The sequence below is a fragment of the Clostridium sp. OS1-26 genome, assembly GCF_030915445.1.
In the GTDB taxonomy this organism is placed as follows: domain Bacteria; phylum Bacillota; class Clostridia; order Clostridiales; family Clostridiaceae; genus Clostridium_AM.
Genome location: NZ_CP133264.1, coordinates 386,005 through 410,607 on the forward strand (window position 1 = coordinate 386,005; position 24,603 = coordinate 410,607).

The window sequence follows — 24,603 nt, forward strand, 5'->3', positions numbered from 1 at the left end:
ACCATGCTTACGATTATAACAAAAAACAAAAACAAAAACAAATGTTCTCATTTTAAGTTCATATTCAACCCTAAAATCTTTCTAGGTTATCAATTATGAATTATACAACAATAAATCCTCTAATTCAAACGAAGTAGAGGATTTTGTTGGGATATAAACTAGAAAATTGACTTACACAAAGGTATATGTTTCCAACGCTGAAGGTAGATTAAAAAATTTTGTGTCAGTCAATTTCGGACTTGTAACTCTATATTAAAATTCTAAATTAGATTTTGCCCAATTAACTATTATATTACAAGTTTCATCTATATCTTTATGTTCTAAAGTTAATCGAAAGTCATACTTATTATTTTCATACATAGGATCGTAATATTTAATCATTAATTCTCTAATTACATATTCGTAATTTTTATTATTTATCTCATTAATATACTTATCAATATTTTTTTCACTAATATATTTTCTTAACTTATTTAGCGATTCTATAAGTTCTGAATTATCATTTTGAACATAATCAGCTAGTATATTTTTTACTCTTAAATCTATATCTGCAGTTACTTTTATATGTTCCCCACTTTTCATTGAGTTAAATATATAGTCTGGTATCATGATCCTTCCTATTCTTCGGCTTTCCCCTTCAACAAAAACAAGGTTGCTTTTTCTATTTTTTAATTTGTCATATACTAAACTTTCAAATTGCTTTTGACTATTTTGTTCACCTAATCCCACACTTCCTAGAAGAGAACCCCTATGGTTAGCATATCCCTCCAAGTCTAATATATCATGCCCCTGGTCCTCTAATCTTTTCAAAATATTTGTCTTACCAACTCCTGTGTTACCATGAATCACAACAAATTTAATATCACTTACAGTGCATGGGAGTTTCTCATTTATATAGGCTCTATAACCCTTATAACCCTTATCTAACTTAAATGCACGTACACCAAGCGCTTCAACTAAACCTACCACTGAGCTACTTCTCATACCGCCTCTTGCACAAAAAAATACTAATTCTTTGTAATTCTTATTTAACTCGTTTATTTTATCATAAATACCAGGCAAATTTTTAGAAGCAGCCTCTACACCTATTCTCTTTGCTTTTTCAATACTTTCCCTTACATAAACAGTTCCTATAAGCTCTCTCTGTTCATCTGTAAAAAGTGGAACATTAACTGCTCCCGGAATAGTTGAGTCTGAAAACTCTTTAGGACTTCTTACATCAATAAGAACATACTTATTTTCTATATCATTTTTTTCAACTTGTGAGTATTCTATAGTTTTTACCATAATCATTACCTCTATCTAATTTAAACTTTAACATTAGTTCCATGCTACTCAAGCTTATTCAACGACTAAAGAACACCTTAATTTTAAAAAAGGTGTCCTTCTATAAGATAAACTTATTCATAAAACTTTATCTATAAGAAAATTTTATTCATCTTATATTATATCACAGCAATATCTATTTTCAATCCTTTCACAACTTGATATAGGGAAACTAACTATAAAGCCTATATAAAGTAAAAAAATTCCAAACTATGATATCTCTATATTATCACAGTTTGGAAATGAAATTATTAGGAGTGTCTTTAAAAATTCAATTATATTTTATTATATCTAATTCAATCAATTCAATTCACATTTAATTCAATCTTATTTTTTAATTGTAGGGAAAAAGTTCGTTTAATATTCAATCCGTTTTAATTCAATCAAATTTTAACATTAGAAAAAAATTTCTTATAGCTTATTTTATTCACCTTTATCAATTTAATATAACTCTATTCTACTTTAGTCTAATAGGCAGTATTATTACCGCTCAATTTTACTAAATTATATTACTAACCTATAAGACTCGAATAACCTTTTCTAAAGAAGAAGTTTATCCCCCATTTTGCCCCCTATTTTTTATGTAAGGATATTAATTTATCTTTACACAGACGCTTCTTTTTTTGTTGAATCGGTTTTCTTGATATACATATATATAGGTAACCCTACTAATGTAAGTCCAATTCCAAATAATGCATTCATAGTTCCAGTAATAAGAGTACTTATTACAACATATAATGCTCCAACTACACCTACTATAGGTATTATAGGGTACAATGGAACCTTATATGAATTTTCTGGTATTAAGTGTTTGAAATTTCTTCTTAATCTAAATACACCAGCTATACCAAGTATAAAGAATAACCACATAGCAAATGTAGCTAAATTAGTTAAAGTTTCAAAAGACCCTGATAGAGCATATGCAGCAGCAAGCACACTTTGGAAAATAACAGCATTAGCAGGTGTTGATGATTTTTCGCTTAGTTTTCCAAAGAATCCTTTGAATATAAATAGATTATCTGCAGCCATAGCGTATGGCATTCTACCACCTGTCATTATAAATGCACTTAGACATCCAGTAATTGAAATTAATATTCCAGCTGCAATAAGCTTTGCACCCATTGGTCCAAATAGAATTACTGAAGCATCAGAAGCTGCTTTTTTAGATGCTGCAACTTGATCTACTGGCATAGTATTTATTATAGCTAAATTAACACCTAAGTAAGCTATAGTTATTATAATCATTCCAAGTATTATAGCTTTAGGTAAATCCTTTGCAGGATTCTTCATTTCCTCTGCCATATTAGCTACTGCAATCCATCCTTCATAGGCAAATAAAACCCCTAAAAGTGCAGTACCAAAGCCTGATCCAGTACTTGCTGATGTTACAAATGGAGTAAACTCGTGAACTTTACCCATAGTAAGACCACAAACAATAATTACAGCTATAGGTACGAGTTTTCCTATAGTAAATAAAGATGCAAACTTAGCCCCAAACTTTGTTGATACAATATTTACAATAGTAAGAAATATAATTAGTCCTACGGATACTGCCTTTTGTGCTGTTGGTGACAAGTCGATAAAGGTTGTACATTGTGTAGCAAATACTACGGCCAAAGCAGCACTCATTCCTGGATAATATATAACAGTCTGCATCCATCCAAGTAAAAATGCCCACTTTTCTCCATACAATTCCTTTAAATAAACAAACAATCCACCTGCCTTTGGAATAGCTGAGCCTATTTCTGCAATTGTAAGTGCTCCAGCTACAGTAATTACGCATCCAACTACCCAAGCAAATATTCCAAGTCCTGGTGCCCCTGCATTTTTAAATACTGCTGCAGGCTTGAAAAATACTCCACTACCTATTACTATACCAACCACAAGCAATGTTGCCTGCATAAGGCTGATTTCTTTTTTTAAGGTAGTTGCTCCTTCTTTTGTTTCTTGCATAGTCCATTCCCCCTTTTTATTTATTCATTATTATATAAAGCAAATTACGTGCCAATATATTTACACCTTTTAAATGCTATAGATACGTGTATATAATAAAAAAGTTCATAATAAAAGTGAAATTTTCTTCACTTTTATTATGAAAAAAATTTCACTTGATATTATGTTCTGCAATTTTATTAAATAGCTGTCTTTTACTTATTTGAAGACATTCTGCTGCCTTGTTTAAGCTACCATCACACTCTTTCAGTACTTTGTTGATATAATCTTTTTCTGTATCCTTTCTAAACTCTCTTAAAGGTATTATCTCTTCTAAGTTATCCGTATTTGCTATAGTTACCTTTCTTCTCTCCGGCAAATCTTCAAATCTTACAACACCATTTTCTGATAAAACAACTAGTCTTTCAATTATATTTCTAAGCTCTCTTATATTTCCCGGATAACTATAAGAAAGTAAAAAATCCATTACTCCCTGCTCTACATTATCAATTTTTTTCTTTTGTTCCTTTGCACATTTTTTAAGGAAAAATTCAATAAGCATATTTAAATCTTCTTTTCTTTCTCTTAGAGGAGGCACATCTAATATTATAGTGTTAATTCTATAAAATAAATCCTCTCTAAAAGTACCCTCTTGAATAGCTTTTTCTATATTTTTATTAGTAGCAGAAACAAGCCTTAAATCTACGTTTATACTCTTATTGCTTCCTATCATTTCAATAGTTCTTGTTTCTAAAACTCTTAAAAGCTTTATCTGAACACTTACAGGCATTTCTCCAATTTCATCTAGAAATAGTGTTCCTCCATTAGCCTGTTGAAATCTTCCTATTCTTCTCTCAATAGCCCCAGTAAAAGATCCTTTCTCGTGTCCAAAAAGTTCCGATTCTAATAAATTTTCAGATAATGCCTGGCAATTTACAGCAACAAAATGGCCTTCTTGTCTGTTACTAGTCTGATGTATGTACCTAGCTAATACTTCTTTTCCCACTCCAGATTCACCAGTTATCAATATATTTACATTACTTTTTGAGGCTTTGCGAATTATATTAAGAATATTTCTATACTTTTCATTATAAGTTTGCAGTATATAATTATTATCATTTTGCTGATCTCTAAAGAAATCATTATCACTTTTAAGTCTCCAAAACTTTCTTATCTTTTCAATTTCCAGTAATAGCTCTTCTGGCTTATTGTTTCTCACAAAGTAGCTAAAAGCTCCTTTTTTCATTGCTTGTACCGCATTTTCAATAGAGCCATAATTAGTTACTATTATAACTTCAATATCTGGATGGTCTTTTTTTATTCTATCCATTAATTCAATTCCATCCATACCAGGCATTTTTAATCCAGTTATAACTAAGTTGAAATTTTCTTCCTTTAGCTTTTTTACTGCTTCCATACCAGATAGAGCTTGTTTTGAATTATAACCTTTCTCATCTAGCAATTCTTTCATAGTATTTAAATAATCTACTTCATCATCTACATGCAATATTTTAAAGTTGTCTTCGTAGTTCAAAATATCAACCCCTATATGTCTAATAATTCATTTATTTATTATATTATGTCATATTTTTTAAGTAATTGCATTTATTTCTCGCTTACTTTCATAGTTTTTTATTTTATTTCCACTATATCCCATGATTATATCTATAGCTTTATCTTTAATTAATGTCAATAACATACTCCACCTGCTGTATATTATGAAAACTTTAGCTAAAACTAATATTGGTTTATTAAAATCATAAAGATTTAAGGAGGTAATTTTATGCCTAAAATAGTTTGTGATGTTACTAAATGTTCTCATAATAAAAGTAACGTCTGCTATGCCAATCGTATAAATGTAGCTGGAGGAAATGCAGAAAACTCTGAGCAAACTAATTGTGCTTCTTTTCTAGATAAAAATCATTACAGCACACTAACTAACAATACTAATTATAATGGTGATGAATGCAATGCTATAGTATGCAATGTACATAGCTGTACATATAATCACAACAAATGTTGTTATGCTGACAGCATACAGGTAACTGGTGATGACGCTAATTTATACGAAGAAACCAATTGTCATACTTTTATACCAGAATAATGCCTTACTAATAATAAAAAGGAATGCTTGCAAAAGCATCCCTTTTTATTATTGAAAATATCTTTCTAATAGGCCTTTAAAAGCTCTACCATGTCTGGCTTCATCCTTACACATTTCATGTACTGTATCATGTATAGCATCTAAGTTTTTTTGTTTTGCTAGAGTTGCTAGCTTCTTCTTGCCCTCACAAGCTCCATACTCAGCTTCAACACGAGCACTTAAATTTGACTTAGTATCAGCCTTAACGACCTCACCTAAGAGCTCAGCAAATCTTGCTGCATGGTCTGCCTCCTCAAAAGCAATTCTTTTGTATGCCTCCGCTACTTCCGGATAGCCTTCTCTATCAGCTTGCCTTGACATTGCTAAATACATTCCAACTTCAGTACATTCTCCTGTAAAATTAGCTCTTAATCCCTCAAGTATTTCTGCATCTGCATCGGAGTCTGGGGCAATTCCTATTCTATGTTCATCTGCCCAATCTAACCCGTCAGTCACTTCCTTGAATTTTTCTGCAGGTGCTTTACATATAGGACATACTTCTGGTGGTTCATTTCCTTCATGTATGTAACCACAAATTGTACAAACAAATTTTTTCATAACTTCATTCTCCTTTTCATTGTGTATTAGACTTTTGTTATGTATCCTATATTAGTTTATCTATAAATGGCATTATTAATTCCCTTAATTTCACAAAATATCACAAAAAATTTTTGTATCTTTCAAGATAAAAACAAAAGCTTAGCATGTAACTTTATTGTTATATACTAAGCTTTTACAGGAAAACTAACTAAAAATTTAAACTAAAGTTTAAATTTACCTATTTCTATCTCTAGCTCTGCTGAAAGGTCTTTTAGCTGCTCTGCATATCTTGTAAACTCGTCCATAATAGCGTTAATCTCCTCTGTAGATGCAGATACTTCCTCTGTAGCAGATGCTGTTTCTTCTGATATAGCTGAAATATTTTCAATTTGTCCAACAACTTTTTCTTTCTTATTATTAATATCCATTGTTTGATTCTTAATTTCATCAACCTTTTCAGTTAAAACTCCAATAGAACTTATTATTTCTCTAAATATCTTTTGCGTTTTTACAACAGCTTCTTCCTGATCTTTTACAACAGTCTCTGTTTCATCTATGGCTCTTACAGCAGTAGTTGATTTTGATTTAATATCTTCTATTATTTTTTTAATTTCTTCAGTAGAATTTTTAGATTGCTCTGCTAATTTTCTTATTTCATCTGCTACCACAGCAAAACCTCTACCGGCTTCTCCTGCTCTTGCAGCTTCAATAGATGCATTTAAAGATAAAAGATTTGTTTGTTCAGTTATATCTGAAATTTTACCTGAGATAGCATCAATTTGATCTGTACTACTGTTCATTTCTTTAACTATATCGCTAACCTGTAGTGCTGCCAATTTAGTTTTATCTGACTTCTCTACAAGAACCTGTACAATTTCTAATCCTTGTGAGCCTAGTTGTCTTGTACTAGCAGATACTTCTTCCATTTTTTCTGTAGATATCTCAATTTTATCTAAGCCCTCAGATAAATTTTGTATGTCCTCAGCTCCCTCTTGAGCACTTTGTGCTGTATGTGTAGCTCCTGAAGCTATTTCTTCTATAGCATGCGATACTTGTCCTACTGAATATGTAGTTTCCTCTGCCATAGTTGCAAGAGTTGAAGAAGTTTCTAACACAGTCTTTGAGGAAGACTCCACATTTTTCATTAAATTTGATATATTATCAATCATAATATTGAAGTCTTTTCCTAACTCACCAAACTCATCCTTAGATTTAATATCTGCTTTTGCAGTTAAATCCCCATTAGAAGCCAAGTTAAAAGCATGCTTTATTTTATTTAGATTATTTGCAATTCCCTTACTTATAAGTGTAGCTATAAATATAGCAATAACAGCTACAATTAGTGCTACTATTAATATTAAAGATCTTACGCTATTTAAATCTTTATTTAGTTCATCTTCATTCATAGAAGCTACCATTTTCCATCCAGTTACTGTATTGGTTTCATATGTAGAAAATTTATTTTGCCCTTGGTAATCGTATTTTGTAAAGCCACTTTTATTATTCTTCAAATCATTCCAAAAACTCAGTTTCGTAGGGGTATTTCCTCCAATCTCCTCTTTTTTAGGATGTGAAATAACTGTCCCATTGTTATCACATATAAATACATAACCAGAATCACCTATTTTTGATTTAGATAATGTATTGGATAATGTGTCTAATGACATATCTATGCCCACTACGCCAACAACTTTACCATCTTTCTCCACAGCTTTAGACAAAGATACTACTAATTTTCCTGTTTGAGCATCTTTATAAGGCCTTGTAATAGCTATTTGTCCCTTTTTTTCTAGTGCTAAGGTATACCATGGCCTATTTTTATGATTAAAATCTTTTGGTAATTCAAGTTTGGGATAAGCAGCAAACTTTCCCGATTCTGTGCCATAAAATGTGTTTAATATATTAGGATTACTTTCTTTTACATCACCTAGTAAAAGTTCAGCATAATTAAGTCTTTCTCCAATATCAGCCTCTGTAAAATTAATGTTAGTTGAGAGCATTTTTATTGGTGCTGATGTAGCAGCAAAATAATTGTTTAAACCGTTATCTATTTCAGTTAAAGTCTGCTTACTTGTTACTTCTAGTTTTTTAGATAAAATACTTTTAGATTGGAAGTAAGTTGCTATTCCTAAAATAAGCAGCGGTACTAAACAAATACTGATAAGGTTTATTATTAGTTTTGTGCGAATACTTTTAAAGTTGAAACTTGGTTTCATGATTAATCCTCCTTGGTAATGTCCGTCGAAATATATATTTTTTTACAGTATTATGTATATTATCGAAGCTTTTTATACTTCCAACAGTGGTTTTTTATTGTAAAAACAAATATTTTGCAACATTTTTTATTAATACTAAATAAGCTCCAGTATGTTTTTACATAAATAAAAGGAGAAGTAATTACCACTCCTCCTTACCAATTTCACAAATTGTCTGTTTAGGAAATTGTACTATAAATGTACTTCCCTCTCCTACTTTACTTTGTACACTTATTTTTCCACCATGAGACTCTACTAAACTTTTAGTAATAGTCAGCCCTATCCCAGAACCTCCGGTATTTTTGCTCCGGGATAAATCGGTTCTATAAAACCTCTCGAAGATATAGGGTATATCTTTTTCTGGAATACCTATTCCATTATCTTCAACTTTAATGCAAATACCTTCTTTTTCTTTCTTAAGTTCTACTACTACTTTCCCCTGAGATTTTAAATATTTATAGCCATTTGATAATAAGTTATGCATTATCTGCTTCAACTTATCTTTATCCATATACACCCATATATTTTTATCAATGTTAGATATAATAACATGATTGTTTTTTGAATATAAAGGCTCAAAGCTTAATATAACTTTTTCTAATTCACTTGATAAGTTAAATTTTGCCTTATTTAATTTTGAATCTGCTTGTTCCAATTTTGCTAAATTACGAAGATTATCTACTAAGTTTGTTAATCTTTCTATTTCATCATAAAAACTCTTAAGTCTTTCTTCTGTTGGTTCCCATATACCATCTAGTAATGCTTCTACATGAGTTTTAAGCGTAGTAAGAGGAGTTTTAATTTCATGTGACATATCAGAAGTCAACCTTTTTCTAAGCATTTCTTGATTTTGCAAGGTTTCTGCTAAGTAATTTATTGAAGCTGAAAGCTCTTCTATTTCCTTAGTTTTCGTTTTAACTTCTGAACGAACAGTTAAATCTCCTCTTCTCATTTCATTAGCAGTTTTAGTTATCTTGACTAATGGCTTGGTGAGCTGCTTAGCTAAGATAAAACTTACCCCAAGTCCAAATAGTAGAGCTATAAAACCTGAGAGTATAAAGGAATGATTTAATGTCATTTTAAAAGTCAAAGCTCCTTGATTTAAATATGAGGTTCCAAAATATCCAACAACTATTGTACCGATATTTTTTTTATCTTTTACTAAAGAGTGTATCTCTTCTTTATATTCTCCTACATTCATACTAGAGTGATTGCTCATATCACCTTTCATCATACTTCCCATCATTGATTCCATCATACTTCTATGCTGAAGGTGAGAATTACCTGAATCAAATACTACATTTCCACTCAAATCCTTTACTTGTATATAAAATTCTTCTAATACTGCATATCGCAATAGTTCATCTTTATTAGCATTCGAAAATCCAGTTTTATCATTATATAAATCCTGGGCAGTAATTATAATTTTATTTACTTTATCTTTGTGTTCATCTATTAGATAATTGTTAAACTTTTTTCCAACCATATAATTTGAAATAAAACTTACTATTAATATCGCTCCTATTACTGCAAGAAGAAAACCTGCAGATAACTTTTTCATCAAGGACATTTTCATTTCATCAGTCCACTCCTACTCTTTATTAACCTACAAACTTATATCCCATACCGTAAACTGTGATAATATATTTAGGTTCTTTATGATTATCTTCTATTTTTTGTCTTATATTTTTTATATGGCTATCAATAGTCCTATCAAAGCCTTCATAATCTAATCCAAAAGCTCTTTCAACTAATTGTTCCCTTGAAAATATCTGTCCTGGATTAGTTAATAGCGCTACTAGTATCTTAAATTCATTAGTAGTTAAATTTACATACTGGCTATCTTTTTTCACTTTCATCTTATTTATGTCTACCTCTAAATCTCCGCTATTAAAAATCAAGTAATCAGCAAGAGGGCTAGAATCTCTATAAGACCTTCTAATCAGAGCTTTAATTCTTCCCACTAACTCACGAGCACTAAAAGGTTTAGTTAAGTAGTCATCTGCTCCAATAGCTAAACCTTCAATTTTATCATCTTCTTCTGATTTTGCTGTTAGCATAATTATAGGAACATCAGATGTTGACCTTATCCTATTGCAAATCTCTTCTCCTGATATTTTAGGAAGCATTAAATCCAAAACAACTAGATGAATTACTGCATTTTTAAATAATTTCAATGCTTTTTCACCATCTTCAGCAGTTAACACATTAAAGCCTTCCTTTTTTAAATAGGCCTCCACTACTTCAACAATCTTAGGTTCATCATCAACTACCAATATTGTCTTTATATCACTCATTATTAGCACCCCTTTATTATAACATCTCATTTTTAAACTTTATTATATTTTACCATATGTCAAACCGTCATTATTAATAAATAAATCAACCCTCTAGTACCAAAACTAGAGGGTATACAATTAGCTTTTGTAAAAATTAAATTTTTTATTTTTTCTGTGTCATAACAGTTCTTCTTTTAATATACTCTTCTTCACTAATTTCTCCACTAGCAAACTTTTCATCAAGTATTTTTAAAGCACCGTTAGAGTTTGATGTATAATTTTTTATAAGCTTAACTCCAAACACTATTAAAATTATGAATACTAATATCCTAATGCCCATCATCACAGACATCCATGGACTAAATCCAAAACTTGAACCTCCAAATCCACAAAACATATTGATTCCCTCCTAAAATATTAATTTTTTCAACTACCTCGATCTGTTATTTGAGTTAATTATAAATTATAACTATGGAGAAAATATGGAGAAATTCCTATGATAAAAGTACAAAGGAGTAAATTTCTCAAAATCTACTCCTTTGCACTTTATAGTTTTAATTTATTAATATAAATCCTTTTTCTAAGTATCTATTCCATCTGATTGGATTCTTCATCTGATGATTTTTTCTCTTTAGAAGTGAAACCAAATCTTTGTATATTAGGATAGTCGCAGCTTCCAGATTCATTAGCTCCTAATTTTAGTCTATTTAACGTTTCATTGTCTTTAGATATTAATTCGTCTTTATCTCTGCTTGGCATTTAGTTATTCCTCCTTTTAATTACTTTTTGCTTGCATTTTATCTTCTATACATAAGTTTGTACAATTACACAATAATTACTATATAAAATTAAAGTAAAAATATACATTTATTACAATAACGAAAATAGTGTTGTAATTTTGTTATAAATCCCCTTAAATAAAATCAAGTACATTTAACATTAAAGATTGTCTAAAATAATTATAAATAAAAATCCTTATAAACTACTATAAAAATAGCCTATAAGGATTCCTATTTATCTCATGGATTCAGTTCTCAATAGCGTAGTGTTATAATTATAATCGACAGCACGAAAAGTAAGTTTTTATACTTTAATAATGAACTGCTAAATATTTTTCTTATACATAAAGTTTCCTATCATTTGAATTAACTGTACCATAATTAGTAAAATAAAAACCGATGTATAAAGTATTGTGTTATTAAAGCTTTGATATCCGTAATTAAGAGCTACTGCACCAATACCACCTGCCCCTACGGCACCAGCCAAAGTTGTTGCTGTTAAAAAAGTGATAGTAGACAATGTTGTCCCAGAAATAATAGAGGGAATAGCCTCTTTTATCATAACCTTAAATATGATTTGTACGTCTGAAAAACCAAAGGACCGTGCAGCCTCAATTAGCTGATAATCAACAGAAAGTAGGCTGTTTTCTATAATACGCGCCATAAATGGGGATGCTGAAATAGTTAGAGGCAAAATAGCCGCCTTTTCTCCTATTGAAGTTCCAAGCAGCATTCGTGTTATAGGCGAAATAGCTACAATTAATATAATGATAGGGAAAGAGCGAATAGTATTTATAAAAAAGTCCATCACTGCATAGCCTTTTTTGTTAGGTTTCAAACCTTTTGGTCCCCATAAAATCAGCAGAATAGCTAGAGCAAATCCAATTATAAAAGCAAAAATCATAGAAGCCGACAGCATACGTAATGTTGACCAAATGGAAGGTATAATTAATCCCTTACAATACCTCAGCCATTCTGACCAAAAATCACTGTTATACATTAATCTCTACCTCCTTCAGCAGATGATACAATGTTCCAAACTACTTGTCTACTATTTAAGTAATTCTGCACACTTTCAAGACTCTCACTTGAAATATTAATCATCACTGAACCTAAAATATGTTCACGAAATCTATCCATCTCCCCGCCCAAAATGATAAAGTTAGTCTTTAAGTCCTGCGCCATTTGAGTAATAATCGGTGTATCTGAATGCTCATTCGACAGCATAATCTTCAGTGTTATACCTTTATTATGAACTAATAAATCCTTCTCACCAATAAGACTTTTTAATGCTGGCGGCTGCTGCAGAAATATTTGTTCTACATTACCTTTTTCTGCTACCATACCATCTTCAAGTATGACCATTTCCTCACAGGAAGCTTGTAAAACTGACATTTGATGAGTTACCATTATAATAGTGATTCCTAACTCTCTATTTATTTGATTTAAAAGATTGATAATAGAATTAGCAGTTTTAGGGTCAAGAGCACTTGTTGCTTCATCACATAATAGGATTTTAGGATTCATAGTCAGGGCACGTGCAATAGCAACTCTTTGTTTTTGCCCACCTGAAAGTTCTCGCGTCATGGAATTAGCTTTATCTTGCAGGCCGACCATTTCCAATAAGTATTTAACCTTATTTTCTATATAATTATTGTCATATCTCCAGCCTTTAAGAGGTAGTGCAATATTTTCATAAACTGTTAAACGTGAAAGTAGTGAAAATTGTTGAAAAATCATCCCTACTTCTTTTCTAAACTGTCGCAGATGAATACCGGAAAGAGTTTGAACATCAATTCCCTCTACAATCAGGCTGCCAGATTGATATGTCTCTAATCCATTTATACATCTTAAAAGAGTAGACTTTCCTGTACCACTGCGACCAATGATACCATAAATCTTTCCTTTAGGAATACTCATGCTAATATCCTTAAGCACTTGTATATTGTCATAGGACTTAAATAAATTTTTAATTTCTATCATATAATTTATCCCTTACCTTTATTTAAGATATGCACCTGTATAATAGTTTTTATTATACTCAATGGTAAGCTCATCTCTTCCTGCCTCTTTAAGCTTTTCTTCTATAATAGCTTTGTCTTTATTTGGTTCCATGATATTTATCGTATTATAAAGACCCTCAATCATACCAACAAATTTATTGAATGGGATTCCAAGTCCCATTTCATCCTTGCCCCAGCCAGCCATATATCTAGTTCCAGCACATAGTACTGAAATATTTATATCATTACTTTCAAATGGGTAAGCAGTACATTCAGAGCAAAGAGCCTGATTGCCTATAACTTTAAAATTTTTATATGTACCATAGGTGTAAGTATATCCTTGAACAAGTCTCATAATATTGTATGGATTTGTAACCATAATAACAATATCAGGTGCTTCCGAATATTGATCCAATGGCTTTACCATTACACCATATGCCTTTTGTTTTATACAAGTGGTATTATTAACAACCTTCTTTGCTGTAGCCAAATCTTGATACATACCTTTATCCCGATATTGGCAGCCTGATAGCCATTTTTCATCTGGCTCCATAATGCCTAATGCCCGTGCAGCTGAAAGGCAAGCGAAATTATCAAGATTTGCCTTAAAAGAGCGACCAGACATTGCAAGCTTCACTAAAACACAATAGGTTACTCTGTTTTTAACATTCTGAACATCAATGCTGTTAAATTCCTCCTCAGAATAAAGAAATTTTACACCAATGATTTTACGTTTAAGTTCTAGGGAACAATTAGCCTTTGTAACTATCTCTTTAATTATATTACAATTCATAATTTCTCCTCATTTTCAGTATAATATGTCTTAGTATTATTTAACTATCTATCAATAAAAATGGAGTTAAAGATAATAATATTAGTAACGTTTTCCACCATTCTTACAACTAATAAAAACTTTATAAAGAATTCTATTGACATAATCAATAAAATTCCTTATAAAGCTACAAAATAGTTTATTTAAAACATAATTCGTTTATATTATGTACATAGTTTAATCTAATTAATTAATGTAAATGCCCCTTTAAATGTATCATTGAATTTTGCTTTATTTTCATCAGTCTTAAGAAGTTTCATTGCATCAACAGCCCACTTTTCGTTAACATCCTTAGCTTTCACAATAAGTCCCATTGGATAGTTTGATGATTGAGGATCCTCATAAAGATATACATTAGGATCTATATTTCCTGTTTTTTGAGCAATAAATGCCATAGCAAATACTGCATCAACATCTCTAATGCTGCGTGCTGTATTAGTTACTTCTACTTCCGTAAATTGTAAGTTTTTCGAATTTTCCACAATATCTAATTTTGTATAGAAGTTACCCTTTTTTTCTCCAAGTTTAACTAGTTTACACTCAGATAACATTCGTATACTTCTATCTTGATTAGCGGGATCATTAGGGATAATAATCTTTGCATTATTAGGTAACTGATCCACAGATTTATACTTTGTAGAATACATTCTGAATGGTGAGTAATAAAAATAAGGTTGAACCATTTGTAAGTCAGCGTTATTTTCTTTATTGAAAGTTTTTATCCATGGCAGATGATTAGCAAAAACTGCATCAATACTGCCATCCTTAAGTGCTGTTGCAGGTAAGTTATTACTATCAAACATAACTAACTCTGCGGTATTACCACCTTTTTCAATAGCCTCTTTAATCAATTTTGCAGCTGGTTCAGTTGTAGCAACACAACCAATTTTAATATGACGAGCCCCTGAGTTCTCCTTGCTTTTTGTGTCTGTCTGAGAATTTGTTTTTTGTGAGCATCCAGATAATGATAATAAAAGAACTAGAATAAGAGAAAAAGAAAAGGTATTCAATAGTTTTTTTCTCATAAATATTCCTCCTAAAAACATATCAATTTTAGTCTCCTGTGAAATTTTATATTTATTTCTTTTGCAGCATAATGTAAATACACTACATAAAACAAAATATCACAGAAAATTTTTCGACATATGGTAAATTATATCATTATTCTACATATTTTTTACCAACTATTAATATATTTTATAGAAGGTTGTATAATTATAAAATTTTATAATTATACAACCTTCTGATTCAAAGTGTATTCAAGGAGGGAAAAGATCAAGGTGAATGGCTTGAGGGACTGGCATACGATTAAAAATATACAATGATGACATTTGAAGCTGGAAAGACCTTGACAAAAGGGTATAACTTATCTTAAAATCTGAGTACTAGATTTTAAGACATCGTTTTCAAAATTAGGTTTATAATTTGAGGTAGATAAACTTTTATATCCTCCAGTTATATTTTTAACCTTATATCCATGCTGCAAAAGTATTCTTGAAGCAATATGCCCTCTAAGGCCAACTTGACAATATTCAATAATTTCCTTATTTTTGTCTAACTCACCAATCCTTTCTCTCAAATTATCAACTGGAATATTTAAAGCACCTTTAATATGCCCATTATTAAACTCAATTTGTGAACGCACATCTAGAAGTATTATATTTTCTTTATCATAGCTTTTGAACTCCTCAGGTGTAATGACTTCCATTTTTTCTGTAAGAACATTTTCTGCTACAAAACCTGCCATGTTTACAGGGTCTTTTGCCGAAGAAAATGGTGGGGCATAACACAGTTCAAGTTCTGTCAAATCCCATATAGAACCGCCAAGTCTAATAGTCGCAGCTATAACATCAATTCTTTTATCAACACCTTCATAGCCTATGGCTTGAGCACCTAAAATTTTACCTTCATCGTTGAATATAAGTTTTAATGTTAATGGAAGTGCACCAGGATAATAAGATGCATGAGAAACAGGATGAATAGTTATAACTTTATAAGGTATATTAAGTCTTTTTAAAGTTCGTTCATTATTGCCTGTACTTGCTGCTGTTAAATTGAAAATTTTAATTATTGCAGTACCTTGGGTGCCTTTATACGTTGAATTTAATCCTGCTATATTATCTGCAGCTATTCTTCCCTGCTTATTTGCTGGACCAGCTAAAGGAATTGCCGTATTTTGTTTATTAATAAAATCAACTACTTCTATAGCATCACCAGCAGCATATATGCCTTCAATATTTGTTTCCATTTTACTGTTGACTAATATATGTCCTTTATCGCCAAGTTTTATATTGCTATCTTTTATAAAGTGAGTATCTGGAACAACACCAATTGCTAATATAACTATATCTGAAGTTAATTTCGTATTACTATTTAAAGTAACTTCAATGTTATTTTTATTATCTTTAAAAGATTTTACACCATCATTTAAAATTACCTGCATATTATTATCTACAAGTTCTTTTTCAGCCATAACTACAATATCTGAATCAAAAGGTGCTAGAATATGAGGAGCAGCTTCAACTAGAGTAACCTGTAGCCCTTTTTGTTTTAAGTTTTCAGCCATTTCAACGCCTACATAACCGCCTCCAATAACGACGGCACTACTTGTACACTCTTTATCTACAAGCATCTTTATTTTATCTGTATCTGAAATATTTCTTAATGTAAAAATTTTATCACTATTAATGCCTTCTATATTAGGCTTAATAGCCTTTGCTCCAGGAGATAACAGTAAATAGTCATAACTTTCTTCATAAATTCCTTTTTCCTTATTTTTAATCTTAATAGTTTTTTTATTAGAATCGATATTTATTACTTCACTGTTTATTCTTACGTCTATATTAAATCTATCATTAAAACTTTTAGGTGTTTGTAATAAAAGTTTTTCCCTTTCTTTAATTGACTCACCGATATAGTATGGTAATCCACAGTTTGCAAAGGATATATACTCATCTCTTTCAAACATTATTATCTCAGCATTTTCATCTAATCTTCTAAGTCTTGCGGCTGCTGATGCTCCACCAGCAACCCCTCCTACTATTAATACTTTTTTATTCATCAAACTTCCTCCTTAAGGACCTATACATAACAATTATTTATAACTTAGCTTGCTTTTCTTCTTGTATAGAACATTTCTTTTTGCAATAAATATATACTGGTACACCTACTAGAGTTATTGCTAGTCCCATTAGAGCGCTAGAAACCGAATCTTTAAATGTAGCATATAGCAAGTACACACCACCTATTACTCCTATAATTGGAGTTATCGGAAATAGTGGAACATGATAAAGTTTTGGGTTATGTGTTACTTTTTTTCTAAGAATAAAAACACCAACAACACCTAAAATGAAGAAAATCCATAAAACGAATACAATTAAGTCAGTAATAGAATTGAATGTACCTGTTAGAATGTATATTAGTGCAACAACAGCCTGAAAAATTAATGAGTTAATAGGAGTGCCTAATTTAGGATGAATAGCACACAAAACATCACATTTAGGTAAATGCTTACGTTCACCCATTGCAAAAGTATATCTTGATCCACAAGTTAACATTCCATTTACAGTTCCAAATACAGAAATCATCATACCACCAGTTATAAATGCTGCTCCACCGCTACCAAAAAGTGCTCTACACACATCTACACCTATTTTTTCTGAAGCTACTACAGAAGAAGCTGGTAATACATTAAAAATAGCTACGTTGTATATAACATATACAGCCATAACAAACAATATACCTGTAACTACAGCTTTAGGTATGTTTTTTTCAGGGTTTTTCATGTCAGCAGCCAGTGTACAGGTAGTAACCCAACCATCGTATGCCCATAGTACTCCAAGTAGAGCTACTCCAGTACCAGCACTTTTAATATTACCCACTGCGGCAAAACTTATGTCGTGCGCAGTTCCGTGAATTAAACCAAAAATGATTATAGCTATAATTGGAGTAAGTTTACCTATAGTTGCTAATGTCTGCAGCCAAACACCATACTTAGTTGAAATGGACTGTGTAACAACTAAAAATATAACTAATGATATAGCAAATATTCTTTGTTGCCACAGAGTCATTGGTATAAAAAATGTTGCAAATGTAGCACAGGCTATTCCAGCAGCAGCTATCGTTCCAGGAGCATTTATGAAAGTTGATACCCACCCAAATAAGAAACCGATAAAGTCACCATATAATTCTGATAAATACGTATATAATCCGCCAAGTTTAGGGATATACGCAGCAATTTCTGCAATTGAAAGGGCAGCGGCTATGGTTATTAAGCCTCCAAAAATCCAAACTAAAAGTGCTGCACCTGTTGAGCCAGAATTTTTTAGTACTATTGCTGGTTTAAGAAATATTCCTGATCCAATTACTAAACCGATTACATATGTCATGCCTTGAAATAAATTCATACTTCTTTGGAGTTCCTGTTTTTGACTCATGATAATTTCCCCCTAATAATAAATAAATTTGTTTAACTCATCATTATTCATACCAAATTCATTACAGTCACTCCAATTAAGATAACGATTACACAAACCATACCTTGAAATAAATTCATACTCTTTTGGAGTTCCTGTTTTTGACTCACGATAATTTCCCCATAAATAATAATTTAATTTGCTGTTTTAACTTGTGCACTAAATTGAGAAATTTCAACTTAGCTCATAATCCAAGATTTACATTACCAAATTAAAGGTAAAACAAAAGCATAAACCGATCCTATATGTTAATTATTGTTGATGAGACAAAAACTAAAACAATAGGAGGTCAATTTATGCCTGAAATAATAACTCAAGATGAAAGTATAATCAGATATATAACAGCTCATTCAGTCTCTGATAAATTATAAGATAACCTTGAGAAAGTATTAAAAACTATTCTTCAATGAGATTAAAATCCCAAGTGATATTAGATTTATAAGTGTTTGCAACACCACTTTCAACTTCAAAAGCAATTTTAAGCACATCTTTTATCATTTCATCTGTCATGCCTTTTCCTTTTATATTATATGTAAGTTTGATTTCTTCTATAGGCTTTGGAGCTACTGCTCCTCTGTCTCCTCCAACAATTACCTCGTATTCTGAAATTTGAGCACCTCTAGCCTTAAGCATTGTAATTGTGTCTACGCTTGTACATGCTGCAACTGCATGAAGAAGTACTTCTATTGGCTTTGGACCTAGAACCTTTCCATTATTCATTTCTGCTGGACCTGCCATCACAAATTTTGCACCCTCTGGAGTTGTACCTTCAAATACCACTCCTTCTCCAAGCCATTTTACTACTGCATTTAACATCATAATTAATTCCTCCTATATTCATAATATGGTATGTGTTTAATTAAATAATAGCTCATGACACTCTAAAAGAAAAATTGATATAATAAATGATGATCATATAAAAAATCTATGGATGAAGAAAGGATAGGGCCGTAAAAAGAAAAGAATGGATCTTTGAAACTCCTAAAACTAGCAGCTCCAATAGAACCATTCTAATTGGTAATACTCTCGTTAATATATTAAAACACCATAAAAATTCAAAATAGAAAATAAACTATGATATTACTTGCTTAGCTTCACCACAGTTTCAATATGCGGTGTATGCGGGAACATATCCATCAGTTTAACCCTATCAACCTTATATCCAGCATTTTGTAATACCTGAAGGTCTGTCGCTAAAGTCTTCGGATTACATGATACATAGATTATATCCGGTGCATTAAATTGTATAACATAATTTAATGCAGTAGGGTGAACTCCTGGTCTTGGTGGATCTAAAATTATCACATCCGGTTTATCTTTAATAGTTTTTATAACTTCTGCTACATCTCCAGCTATAAAGTTACAATTAGACAAACCATTAAGTTTTGCGTTCTCATTGGCAGCCTTTACAGCCTCTTCTATAAGTTCAACACCTATAACTTTTGCTGCCTTAGAAGCCACAATTTGCCCTATAGTTCCAGTTCCACAGTATAAATCAAAAACCACCTTAGAAGAAGCATCTCCCAAGAAGTCTTTTACGATGCTATAAAGACTTTCAGCTCCCTTTGAATTTGTTTGGAAAAAGGATTCTGGGGCTATTTTAAATTTAAGACCTAAAATCTCTTCTATTATATAGTCTCTTCCATATAAAATTTCAACGCTATCAGCTTGAACTACATCAGAAAAACTATCATTTATAGTATGTAATATGCCCTTTACTTCTCCATTATAATTTAAGTTTAGTAGTATATTGGTTAATTCGCTAAAATCAAAATTTATCTGTGAAGTAGTAACAATATTCACTAAAACTTCACCAATATTTTTCCCTTTTCTTACTACAAGATTTCTTAAATAACCTTCCCTTTTCATTATTCTATAATAAGGAAGTTTTTTCTCTCTAAAATACTTTACTACAGTATCTAAAAGAATTCTAAAATCTTCATCTACTATCTGGCAACCGTGAACATTTACAATTCCAAAGCTTTTTCCTGTTATATGCATGCCTAATGTGAGTTCTCCACCTTTTTCTTCGTCACCAAAGGAGAATTCCATTTTATTTCTATACTCAAATTCCTCTGGACTTTTTTCTATGCCAAGGAATTCAAAGTCTTTAATACCTGCATTGCTTAAAAGCTCCAGTACTTGATTTTTTTTAAATTCTAATTGATTTTCATAAGGAAGAAATTGAGAATTACATCCGCCACAAAGATTAAAATGAGAACAAGCTACTTCTTTTGCATAATCTATATTCTCCAGTACTTCTGTTATTTTAGCTTCCGCATATTCTCTTCTTTTTTTGAAACTCTAGCCTTTACTTTTTGTCCTGGAAAAGCATTTTTTATATACACCTTAAGTCCATCATAATTTGCTACACCTGTAGCTGGGAATTCCGTTTTTTCTATGTAAAATTCATATTCATTGCCTTTTTTCAATTATTACTCTTCCCTTTCTTGTGTCTATATTTTACTGAATTTTTGCCCTAAAGTTTTTCCACACTTCGATTTCTGCATGATAACTGGATACAAAACTAGTATTATTAAAAATATAATTATATATACTCCTTTAAAGTCTGCTACATAGTATCCAAATATTAGCCTTAAAATCACATCAAATAAGTAAACACCAACAAGGGATGTTAATGCCGTTACTGCTGTATCTATTAAAGAGACTTTAAGTGAACTGTTTAAAAATGATTTTCTTTCTTTTGAAGGAGTATCACTACCTTCTGAGACTAAAGCTGTACTTTCTGATTTCTCGTCCTTATTTGTTTCTTCATCTTTAGACTCTTCCAGCTCTACTGTATCTTCCTTATCTACTATCTCTTCACTTACTACTTCTTCATTCTTAGGCTCTTCATTTATTATTTCTTCTTCCTCTACTGTATCCTTCTTGCTTTCTGTATCCTTACTGCTTGCTATTTGCTCTTTGCTTATTACCTCTTCATTTGCAACTTCATCAACAACTGTTTCTTTAATATTTGATTCTTCATTGCTTACTACTTCGCTATTTTTAGCATTGGCATTATCATCAGTAGTACTGTTTTCCTTTTTCTTATTTTCTTCCATATTTTTATTTCTTAACTCTTCTAAGAATTGTCTTTTAGCTTCTTTTTCATCTATAATAAGTCCTTCATGTTTTAATTCATCATCTAACATTTCCAATTCCTCCTATATTTTTTCTTTATAACAAATATATTATGCTACACTATTTGTATTATGTAAATAGTCCCTTTAAAATCCCCTTTCATATTTCCTTAACAAATGAGATTAGGAAAATATTTTTACAAATAAACTCTACGACAAAATTAGTTATTTTTTAACTAATTATTCCTTAATTAAACATTATTTCAACATTATTATCATATACTATGAATTCAAATTACATTTTTACGCAGAATAGTTAATATTTTTACTATATAATTAAATCATACTTGTAAACAATTTATTAACATATTGTTTTACAATTATACATATATTAGTTTTATAATTTATTGTGGTGAGTAGTTTATTGTGTGGAGGGTTAAAGATGGAAAAACTAAATTCATATATCCGTACATATTTAGATATATTATTATTTCTTCTTTTAGTAGTAACAAAAGTTCTTCTTTATGGGAGGCAAATGGAAACTGGTTATTTTTCCTATCTTTCGTTATTTCCACCTGTATTTGCTTCTATCTTAGTCCTTGCAGCAATATCATTACTTTTAAACAGTCAGAAAAGAGTTAGATTCTTATATATATGCAATATAGTTATAACAATCTTTATTATAGCAGATCTTACATATTTTAGATATTTCAAAGATGTAATATCTATACCAGTTTTAATAAATGGACTTCAGTTAGGTGCAGTAAAATCTAGCGTCAGCAATCTTATAAAGTTTTCGGATTTTCTGTATGCTATAGATATAATTTTTATATTTCCGAAAATAAATAAATTTAGATATATAAATAGGATAGAAATATCTCGATCATTAAAATTATCACTTTTTTTCATTCTGATGATTATAAGTTCCGCTATCAATATAAATAGTTTTTATGCTTTGTCTAAGGAACAACCAAGACTTTTGAGTACAATGTATAATAAGGTTTATGTAGTAAAAAATCTTGGTTCAGTTAACTATCATTATTTAGATTTCTACAATTCACTTTATGCTAGTATAAGTAGAAGAACTCCTGTTTCAAAGGAGAAAGAAAGTGAAATAAAAACCTTTTTACAAACTAATTCCCAAGATACATCTTCTCTTAAGGGAATTGCAAAGGGTAAAAACCTAATCATGATTCAAGTAGAAGCTCTTCAAGGTTTTGTAATAAATAATAAGATAGAAGGACAGTATATAACTCCAAACTTAAATAAATGGGCTACGAATAGTGTTTATTTTGATAATTTTTATTATCAAATTGCCGCTGGAGGAACCTCAGATGCTGAATTTATGTCTAATAATTCCCTCTATCCCGCAGCTTCCGGTGCAGCTTATTTTTTATATTGTAGTAATGAATTTAATTCCATGCCTAAGAATTTTAGAGACTTAGGTTATGATACTGCTGCTTTACATGGGTACAGGGAAACCTTTTGGAATAGAAATATAATTTATAAGAGATTTGGATTCAATAATTTTTATGGTGAAAAAAGTTATGATATAAATGAAACTATAGGTCTTGGATTGAGTGATAGATCATTTCTTTCTCAATCTATAGATAAGATTAAAGAGCTTAACAAACCTTACTATTCATTTTTAATAACCTTAAGTAGTCATTTTCCCTATGACGATGTTGATAATTATGGTACCTTTGATGTTGGACCATACGAAGGAACTCTTTTAGGCAATTACCTAAAAAGTATCCATTATACTGACGAGCAGCTTGGCATGTTTTTTGATAAGCTTGATGCAGAAGGGATTTTAAAGGATTCGGTAGTAGTATTGTATGGAGATCATTACGCTATTCCTAAGGACCATGCATCCGAACTTGCTAAATTTTTAAACAAGGATTCATTATCTGATCTTCAGTGGATTAAACAGCAAAAAGTACCTATGATGATTCATTTTCCTGATGAATCTAACAAAGGTGTGAACAGTATTTTGGGTGGTCAAATGGATATATATCCAACTATCTGCAGCTTATTTGATATTCCAAATAATAATTTAATGGGTAAAGACTTATTTAATTCAAAAGAAGGCAATGTCATTTTCAGAGATGGTTCCTTTATTGACGGCAAGTATTATTATATGGCCCAAACTAATACTTATTTCGATATGATTACTGAAGAAAAAATAGATGAAAATGAAGACCTTAAAAATAAGAAGGAAAATTCTTTAAATCAATTAGAGTATTCCGATGAAATCTTAAAGCATAATTTATTAAAAAAATTTGAAAGTGAAAATCAATAAATCCAAAAGGTTGTTTCAGTAATATGAAATAACCTTTTTGTATATTTTTTCTTTTGAAAAGGATTTATAAGTGTTAATGAAGAATATCTATAAAAAGATCAAACTTTTGAAGGGGGTATATTTATGTTAAAAAGAATAAAATTAAACATGGATTTAATTGAAGCTATGCTTTATTTTTGGCAAGCTACAAACGACAGAGAAAAAGTTTCTGAAAAATATCTTAATGACGTAGCTGATATGGCTGGTTTAACTCTTATATACGATAATGAGTTTAATGCTGAATCTGTTCGTAAAGTCCTCAGCGCCATAACTAACAGAGAGCCATTTTCAGCTAGCAACAAAAAAGAGGGAAGATTTTGGAACAACAATATGTGGATGATGGAGGATCTAGAATATACTAACTTAATGATTCAGCCTCTAAAAAAACTTAACTTAGATGATCTTATGGAAAAACTCCAAAATGAAAAATATGAAGAATTAGAAGTTATAATTTCTCCTATGCATTTAGATGAGTATAAAATTGTGGATAATAAATTAGTTATAAATTTCTTCAGAGTAAAACCTAGTGACATAGATGATAATCTATACATTAATGAAAAAGAAATAAAAAATTACATAGAAGAAAAACTTAATGAACTTATGTAAAAAGTACTA

At 30.7% G+C, this 24,603-nt stretch carries 21 protein-coding genes and 1 pseudogene; 4 read left to right on the forward strand and 18 right to left on the reverse strand.

From position 1 onward, the window contains the following. Positions 1-252 precede the first annotated feature (252 nt). The 3 genes from mnmH to RCG18_RS01935 form a co-directional block, all read right to left on the reverse strand. On the reverse strand, positions 253-1,287 hold the full coding sequence (gene mnmH / locus RCG18_RS01925; protein ID WP_308039756.1) for a tRNA 2-selenouridine(34) synthase MnmH: 1,035 nt from the start codon (positions 1,285-1,287) through the stop codon (positions 253-255). Positions 1,288-1,929: 642 nt separating this feature from the next. After that, positions 1,930-3,279, reverse strand: a complete 1,350-nt coding sequence (locus RCG18_RS01930) for an amino acid permease (protein WP_308039757.1) — start codon at positions 3,277-3,279, stop codon at positions 1,930-1,932. Positions 3,280-3,430: 151 nt separating this feature from the next. After that, positions 3,431-4,792, reverse strand: coding sequence for a sigma-54 dependent transcriptional regulator (locus RCG18_RS01935; RefSeq protein WP_308039758.1), 1,362 nt, complete (start codon positions 4,790-4,792; stop codon positions 3,431-3,433). Positions 4,793-5,041: 249 nt separating this feature from the next. Here RCG18_RS01935 and RCG18_RS01940 point away from each other — a divergent pair, with 249 nt between their 5' ends. Next, positions 5,042-5,362 (forward strand): DUF1540 domain-containing protein, encoded by a 321-nt coding sequence (locus RCG18_RS01940; protein WP_308039759.1) that lies wholly within the window; start codon positions 5,042-5,044, stop codon positions 5,360-5,362. A 48-nt stretch (positions 5,363-5,410) separates the two neighbouring features. Here the strand turns inward: RCG18_RS01940 and RCG18_RS01945 are convergent, their stop codons facing one another. The 12 genes from RCG18_RS01945 to RCG18_RS02000 form a co-directional block, all read right to left on the reverse strand. Continuing rightward, complete coding sequence (locus RCG18_RS01945; protein WP_308039760.1) at positions 5,411-5,959, reverse strand: NADH peroxidase; 549 nt, start codon at positions 5,957-5,959, stop codon at positions 5,411-5,413. Between the two features lie 203 nt (positions 5,960-6,162). Beyond that, positions 6,163-8,157: a methyl-accepting chemotaxis protein gene (locus RCG18_RS01950; RefSeq protein ID WP_308039761.1), complete on the reverse strand. Its 1,995-nt coding sequence runs from the start codon at positions 8,155-8,157 to the stop codon at positions 6,163-6,165. A 181-nt stretch (positions 8,158-8,338) separates the two neighbouring features. Beyond that, on the reverse strand, positions 8,339-9,772 hold the full coding sequence (locus RCG18_RS01955) for a HAMP domain-containing sensor histidine kinase (RefSeq protein WP_308039762.1): 1,434 nt from the start codon (positions 9,770-9,772) through the stop codon (positions 8,339-8,341). A gap of 25 nt (positions 9,773-9,797) precedes the next feature. Then, positions 9,798-10,493 carry a response regulator transcription factor gene (locus RCG18_RS01960; protein ID WP_308039763.1) on the reverse strand — a complete coding sequence of 232 codons (696 nt, stop codon included), beginning with the start codon at positions 10,491-10,493 and terminating at the stop codon, positions 9,798-9,800. Positions 10,494-10,638: 145 nt separating this feature from the next. Beyond that, on the reverse strand, positions 10,639-10,872 hold the full coding sequence (locus RCG18_RS01965; RefSeq protein ID WP_308039764.1) for an SHOCT domain-containing protein: 234 nt from the start codon (positions 10,870-10,872) through the stop codon (positions 10,639-10,641). A gap of 191 nt (positions 10,873-11,063) precedes the next feature. Continuing rightward, positions 11,064-11,234, reverse strand: coding sequence for a hypothetical protein (locus RCG18_RS01970; RefSeq protein ID WP_308039765.1), 171 nt, complete (start codon positions 11,232-11,234; stop codon positions 11,064-11,066). A gap of 345 nt (positions 11,235-11,579) precedes the next feature. Beyond that, positions 11,580-12,254, reverse strand: coding sequence for a methionine ABC transporter permease (locus RCG18_RS01975; protein WP_308039766.1), 675 nt, complete (start codon positions 12,252-12,254; stop codon positions 11,580-11,582). Next, on the reverse strand, positions 12,254-13,237 hold the full coding sequence (locus RCG18_RS01980; RefSeq protein ID WP_308039767.1) for a methionine ABC transporter ATP-binding protein: 984 nt from the start codon (positions 13,235-13,237) through the stop codon (positions 12,254-12,256). Before RCG18_RS01980 ends, RCG18_RS01975 begins: the two co-directional genes overlap by 1 nt. An 18-nt stretch (positions 13,238-13,255) precedes the next feature. Then, a complete protein-coding gene (locus RCG18_RS01985) occupies positions 13,256-14,050 on the reverse strand; it encodes a DUF169 domain-containing protein (RefSeq protein WP_308039769.1) in 795 nt (264 codons plus the stop codon). 221 nt (positions 14,051-14,271) lie between these two features. After that, on the reverse strand, positions 14,272-15,114 hold the full coding sequence (locus tag RCG18_RS01990) for a MetQ/NlpA family ABC transporter substrate-binding protein (protein ID WP_308039770.1): 843 nt from the start codon (positions 15,112-15,114) through the stop codon (positions 14,272-14,274). Between the two features lie 341 nt (positions 15,115-15,455). Continuing rightward, the gene (locus tag RCG18_RS01995) at positions 15,456-17,150 is read right to left on the reverse strand and encodes a CoA-disulfide reductase (protein ID WP_308039771.1); all 1,695 of its coding nucleotides are present in this window, start codon (positions 17,148-17,150) and stop codon (positions 15,456-15,458) included. Between the two features lie 37 nt (positions 17,151-17,187). Then, positions 17,188-18,525, reverse strand: a complete 1,338-nt coding sequence (locus RCG18_RS02000; protein ID WP_308039773.1) for an amino acid permease — start codon at positions 18,523-18,525, stop codon at positions 17,188-17,190. Between the two features lie 284 nt (positions 18,526-18,809). On the opposite strand from RCG18_RS02000, the gene RCG18_RS02005 reads away from it, so the two are divergent. Then, entirely contained in the window at positions 18,810-18,935 is a 126-nt protein-coding gene (locus tag RCG18_RS02005) for a hypothetical protein (protein WP_308039775.1), read from the forward strand. 25 nt (positions 18,936-18,960) lie between these two features. On the opposite strand, the gene RCG18_RS02010 is transcribed toward RCG18_RS02005, so the two are convergent. From RCG18_RS02010 to RCG18_RS02020, 3 genes and pseudogenes are all read right to left on the reverse strand, one after another. Then, the gene (locus RCG18_RS02010; protein ID WP_308039776.1) at positions 18,961-19,383 is read right to left on the reverse strand and encodes an OsmC family protein; all 423 of its coding nucleotides are present in this window, start codon (positions 19,381-19,383) and stop codon (positions 18,961-18,963) included. A gap of 261 nt (positions 19,384-19,644) precedes the next feature. After that, a pseudogene (rlmD, locus tag RCG18_RS02015) lies at positions 19,645-20,996 on the reverse strand (23S rRNA (uracil(1939)-C(5))-methyltransferase RlmD). 24 nt (positions 20,997-21,020) lie between these two features. Further along, on the reverse strand, positions 21,021-21,719 hold the full coding sequence (locus tag RCG18_RS02020) for a hypothetical protein (protein ID WP_308039777.1): 699 nt from the start codon (positions 21,717-21,719) through the stop codon (positions 21,021-21,023). Between the two features lie 370 nt (positions 21,720-22,089). On the opposite strand from RCG18_RS02020, the gene RCG18_RS02025 reads away from it, so the two are divergent. Continuing rightward, complete coding sequence (locus RCG18_RS02025; protein WP_308039779.1) at positions 22,090-23,949, forward strand: LTA synthase family protein; 1,860 nt, start codon at positions 22,090-22,092, stop codon at positions 23,947-23,949. Between the two features lie 123 nt (positions 23,950-24,072). Then, the gene (locus RCG18_RS02030) at positions 24,073-24,594 is read left to right on the forward strand and encodes a hypothetical protein (RefSeq protein WP_308039780.1); all 522 of its coding nucleotides are present in this window, start codon (positions 24,073-24,075) and stop codon (positions 24,592-24,594) included. The last annotated feature ends 9 nt before the right edge of the window (positions 24,595-24,603 follow it).

Bases quoted from the DNA above. Each gene is read 5' to 3' on its own strand.
- mnmH (WP_308039756.1), bottom strand. From the start codon at position 1,287: ATGGTAAAAACTATAGAATACTCACAAGTTGAAAAAAATGATATAGAA.
- RCG18_RS01930 (WP_308039757.1), bottom strand. From the start codon at position 3,279: ATGCAAGAAACAAAAGAAGGAGCAACTACCTTAAAAAAAGAAATCAGC.
- RCG18_RS01940 (WP_308039759.1), top strand. From the start codon at position 5,042: ATGCCTAAAATAGTTTGTGATGTTACTAAATGTTCTCATAATAAAAGT.
- RCG18_RS01945 (WP_308039760.1), bottom strand. From the start codon at position 5,959: ATGAAAAAATTTGTTTGTACAATTTGTGGTTACATACATGAAGGAAAT.
- RCG18_RS01950 (WP_308039761.1), bottom strand. From the start codon at position 8,157: ATGAAACCAAGTTTCAACTTTAAAAGTATTCGCACAAAACTAATAATA.
- RCG18_RS01955 (WP_308039762.1), bottom strand. From the start codon at position 9,772: ATGAAAATGTCCTTGATGAAAAAGTTATCTGCAGGTTTTCTTCTTGCA.
- RCG18_RS01960 (WP_308039763.1), bottom strand. From the start codon at position 10,493: ATGAGTGATATAAAGACAATATTGGTAGTTGATGATGAACCTAAGATT.
- RCG18_RS01965 (WP_308039764.1), bottom strand. From the start codon at position 10,872: ATGTTTTGTGGATTTGGAGGTTCAAGTTTTGGATTTAGTCCATGGATG.
- RCG18_RS01970 (WP_308039765.1), bottom strand. From the start codon at position 11,234: ATGCCAAGCAGAGATAAAGACGAATTAATATCTAAAGACAATGAAACG.
- RCG18_RS01975 (WP_308039766.1), bottom strand. From the start codon at position 12,254: ATGTATAACAGTGATTTTTGGTCAGAATGGCTGAGGTATTGTAAGGGA.
- RCG18_RS01980 (WP_308039767.1), bottom strand. From the start codon at position 13,237: ATGATAGAAATTAAAAATTTATTTAAGTCCTATGACAATATACAAGTG.
- RCG18_RS01985 (WP_308039769.1), bottom strand. From the start codon at position 14,050: ATGAATTGTAATATAATTAAAGAGATAGTTACAAAGGCTAATTGTTCC.
- RCG18_RS01990 (WP_308039770.1), bottom strand. From the start codon at position 15,114: ATGAGAAAAAAACTATTGAATACCTTTTCTTTTTCTCTTATTCTAGTT.
- RCG18_RS01995 (WP_308039771.1), bottom strand. From the start codon at position 17,150: ATGAATAAAAAAGTATTAATAGTAGGAGGGGTTGCTGGTGGAGCATCA.
- RCG18_RS02000 (WP_308039773.1), bottom strand. From the start codon at position 18,525: ATGAGTCAAAAACAGGAACTCCAAAGAAGTATGAATTTATTTCAAGGC.
- RCG18_RS02005 (WP_308039775.1), top strand. From the start codon at position 18,810: ATGTTAATTATTGTTGATGAGACAAAAACTAAAACAATAGGAGGTCAA.
- RCG18_RS02010 (WP_308039776.1), bottom strand. From the start codon at position 19,383: ATGATGTTAAATGCAGTAGTAAAATGGCTTGGAGAAGGAGTGGTATTT.
- RCG18_RS02020 (WP_308039777.1), bottom strand. From the start codon at position 21,719: ATGTTAGATGATGAATTAAAACATGAAGGACTTATTATAGATGAAAAA.
- RCG18_RS02025 (WP_308039779.1), top strand. From the start codon at position 22,090: ATGGAAAAACTAAATTCATATATCCGTACATATTTAGATATATTATTA.
- RCG18_RS02030 (WP_308039780.1), top strand. From the start codon at position 24,073: ATGTTAAAAAGAATAAAATTAAACATGGATTTAATTGAAGCTATGCTT.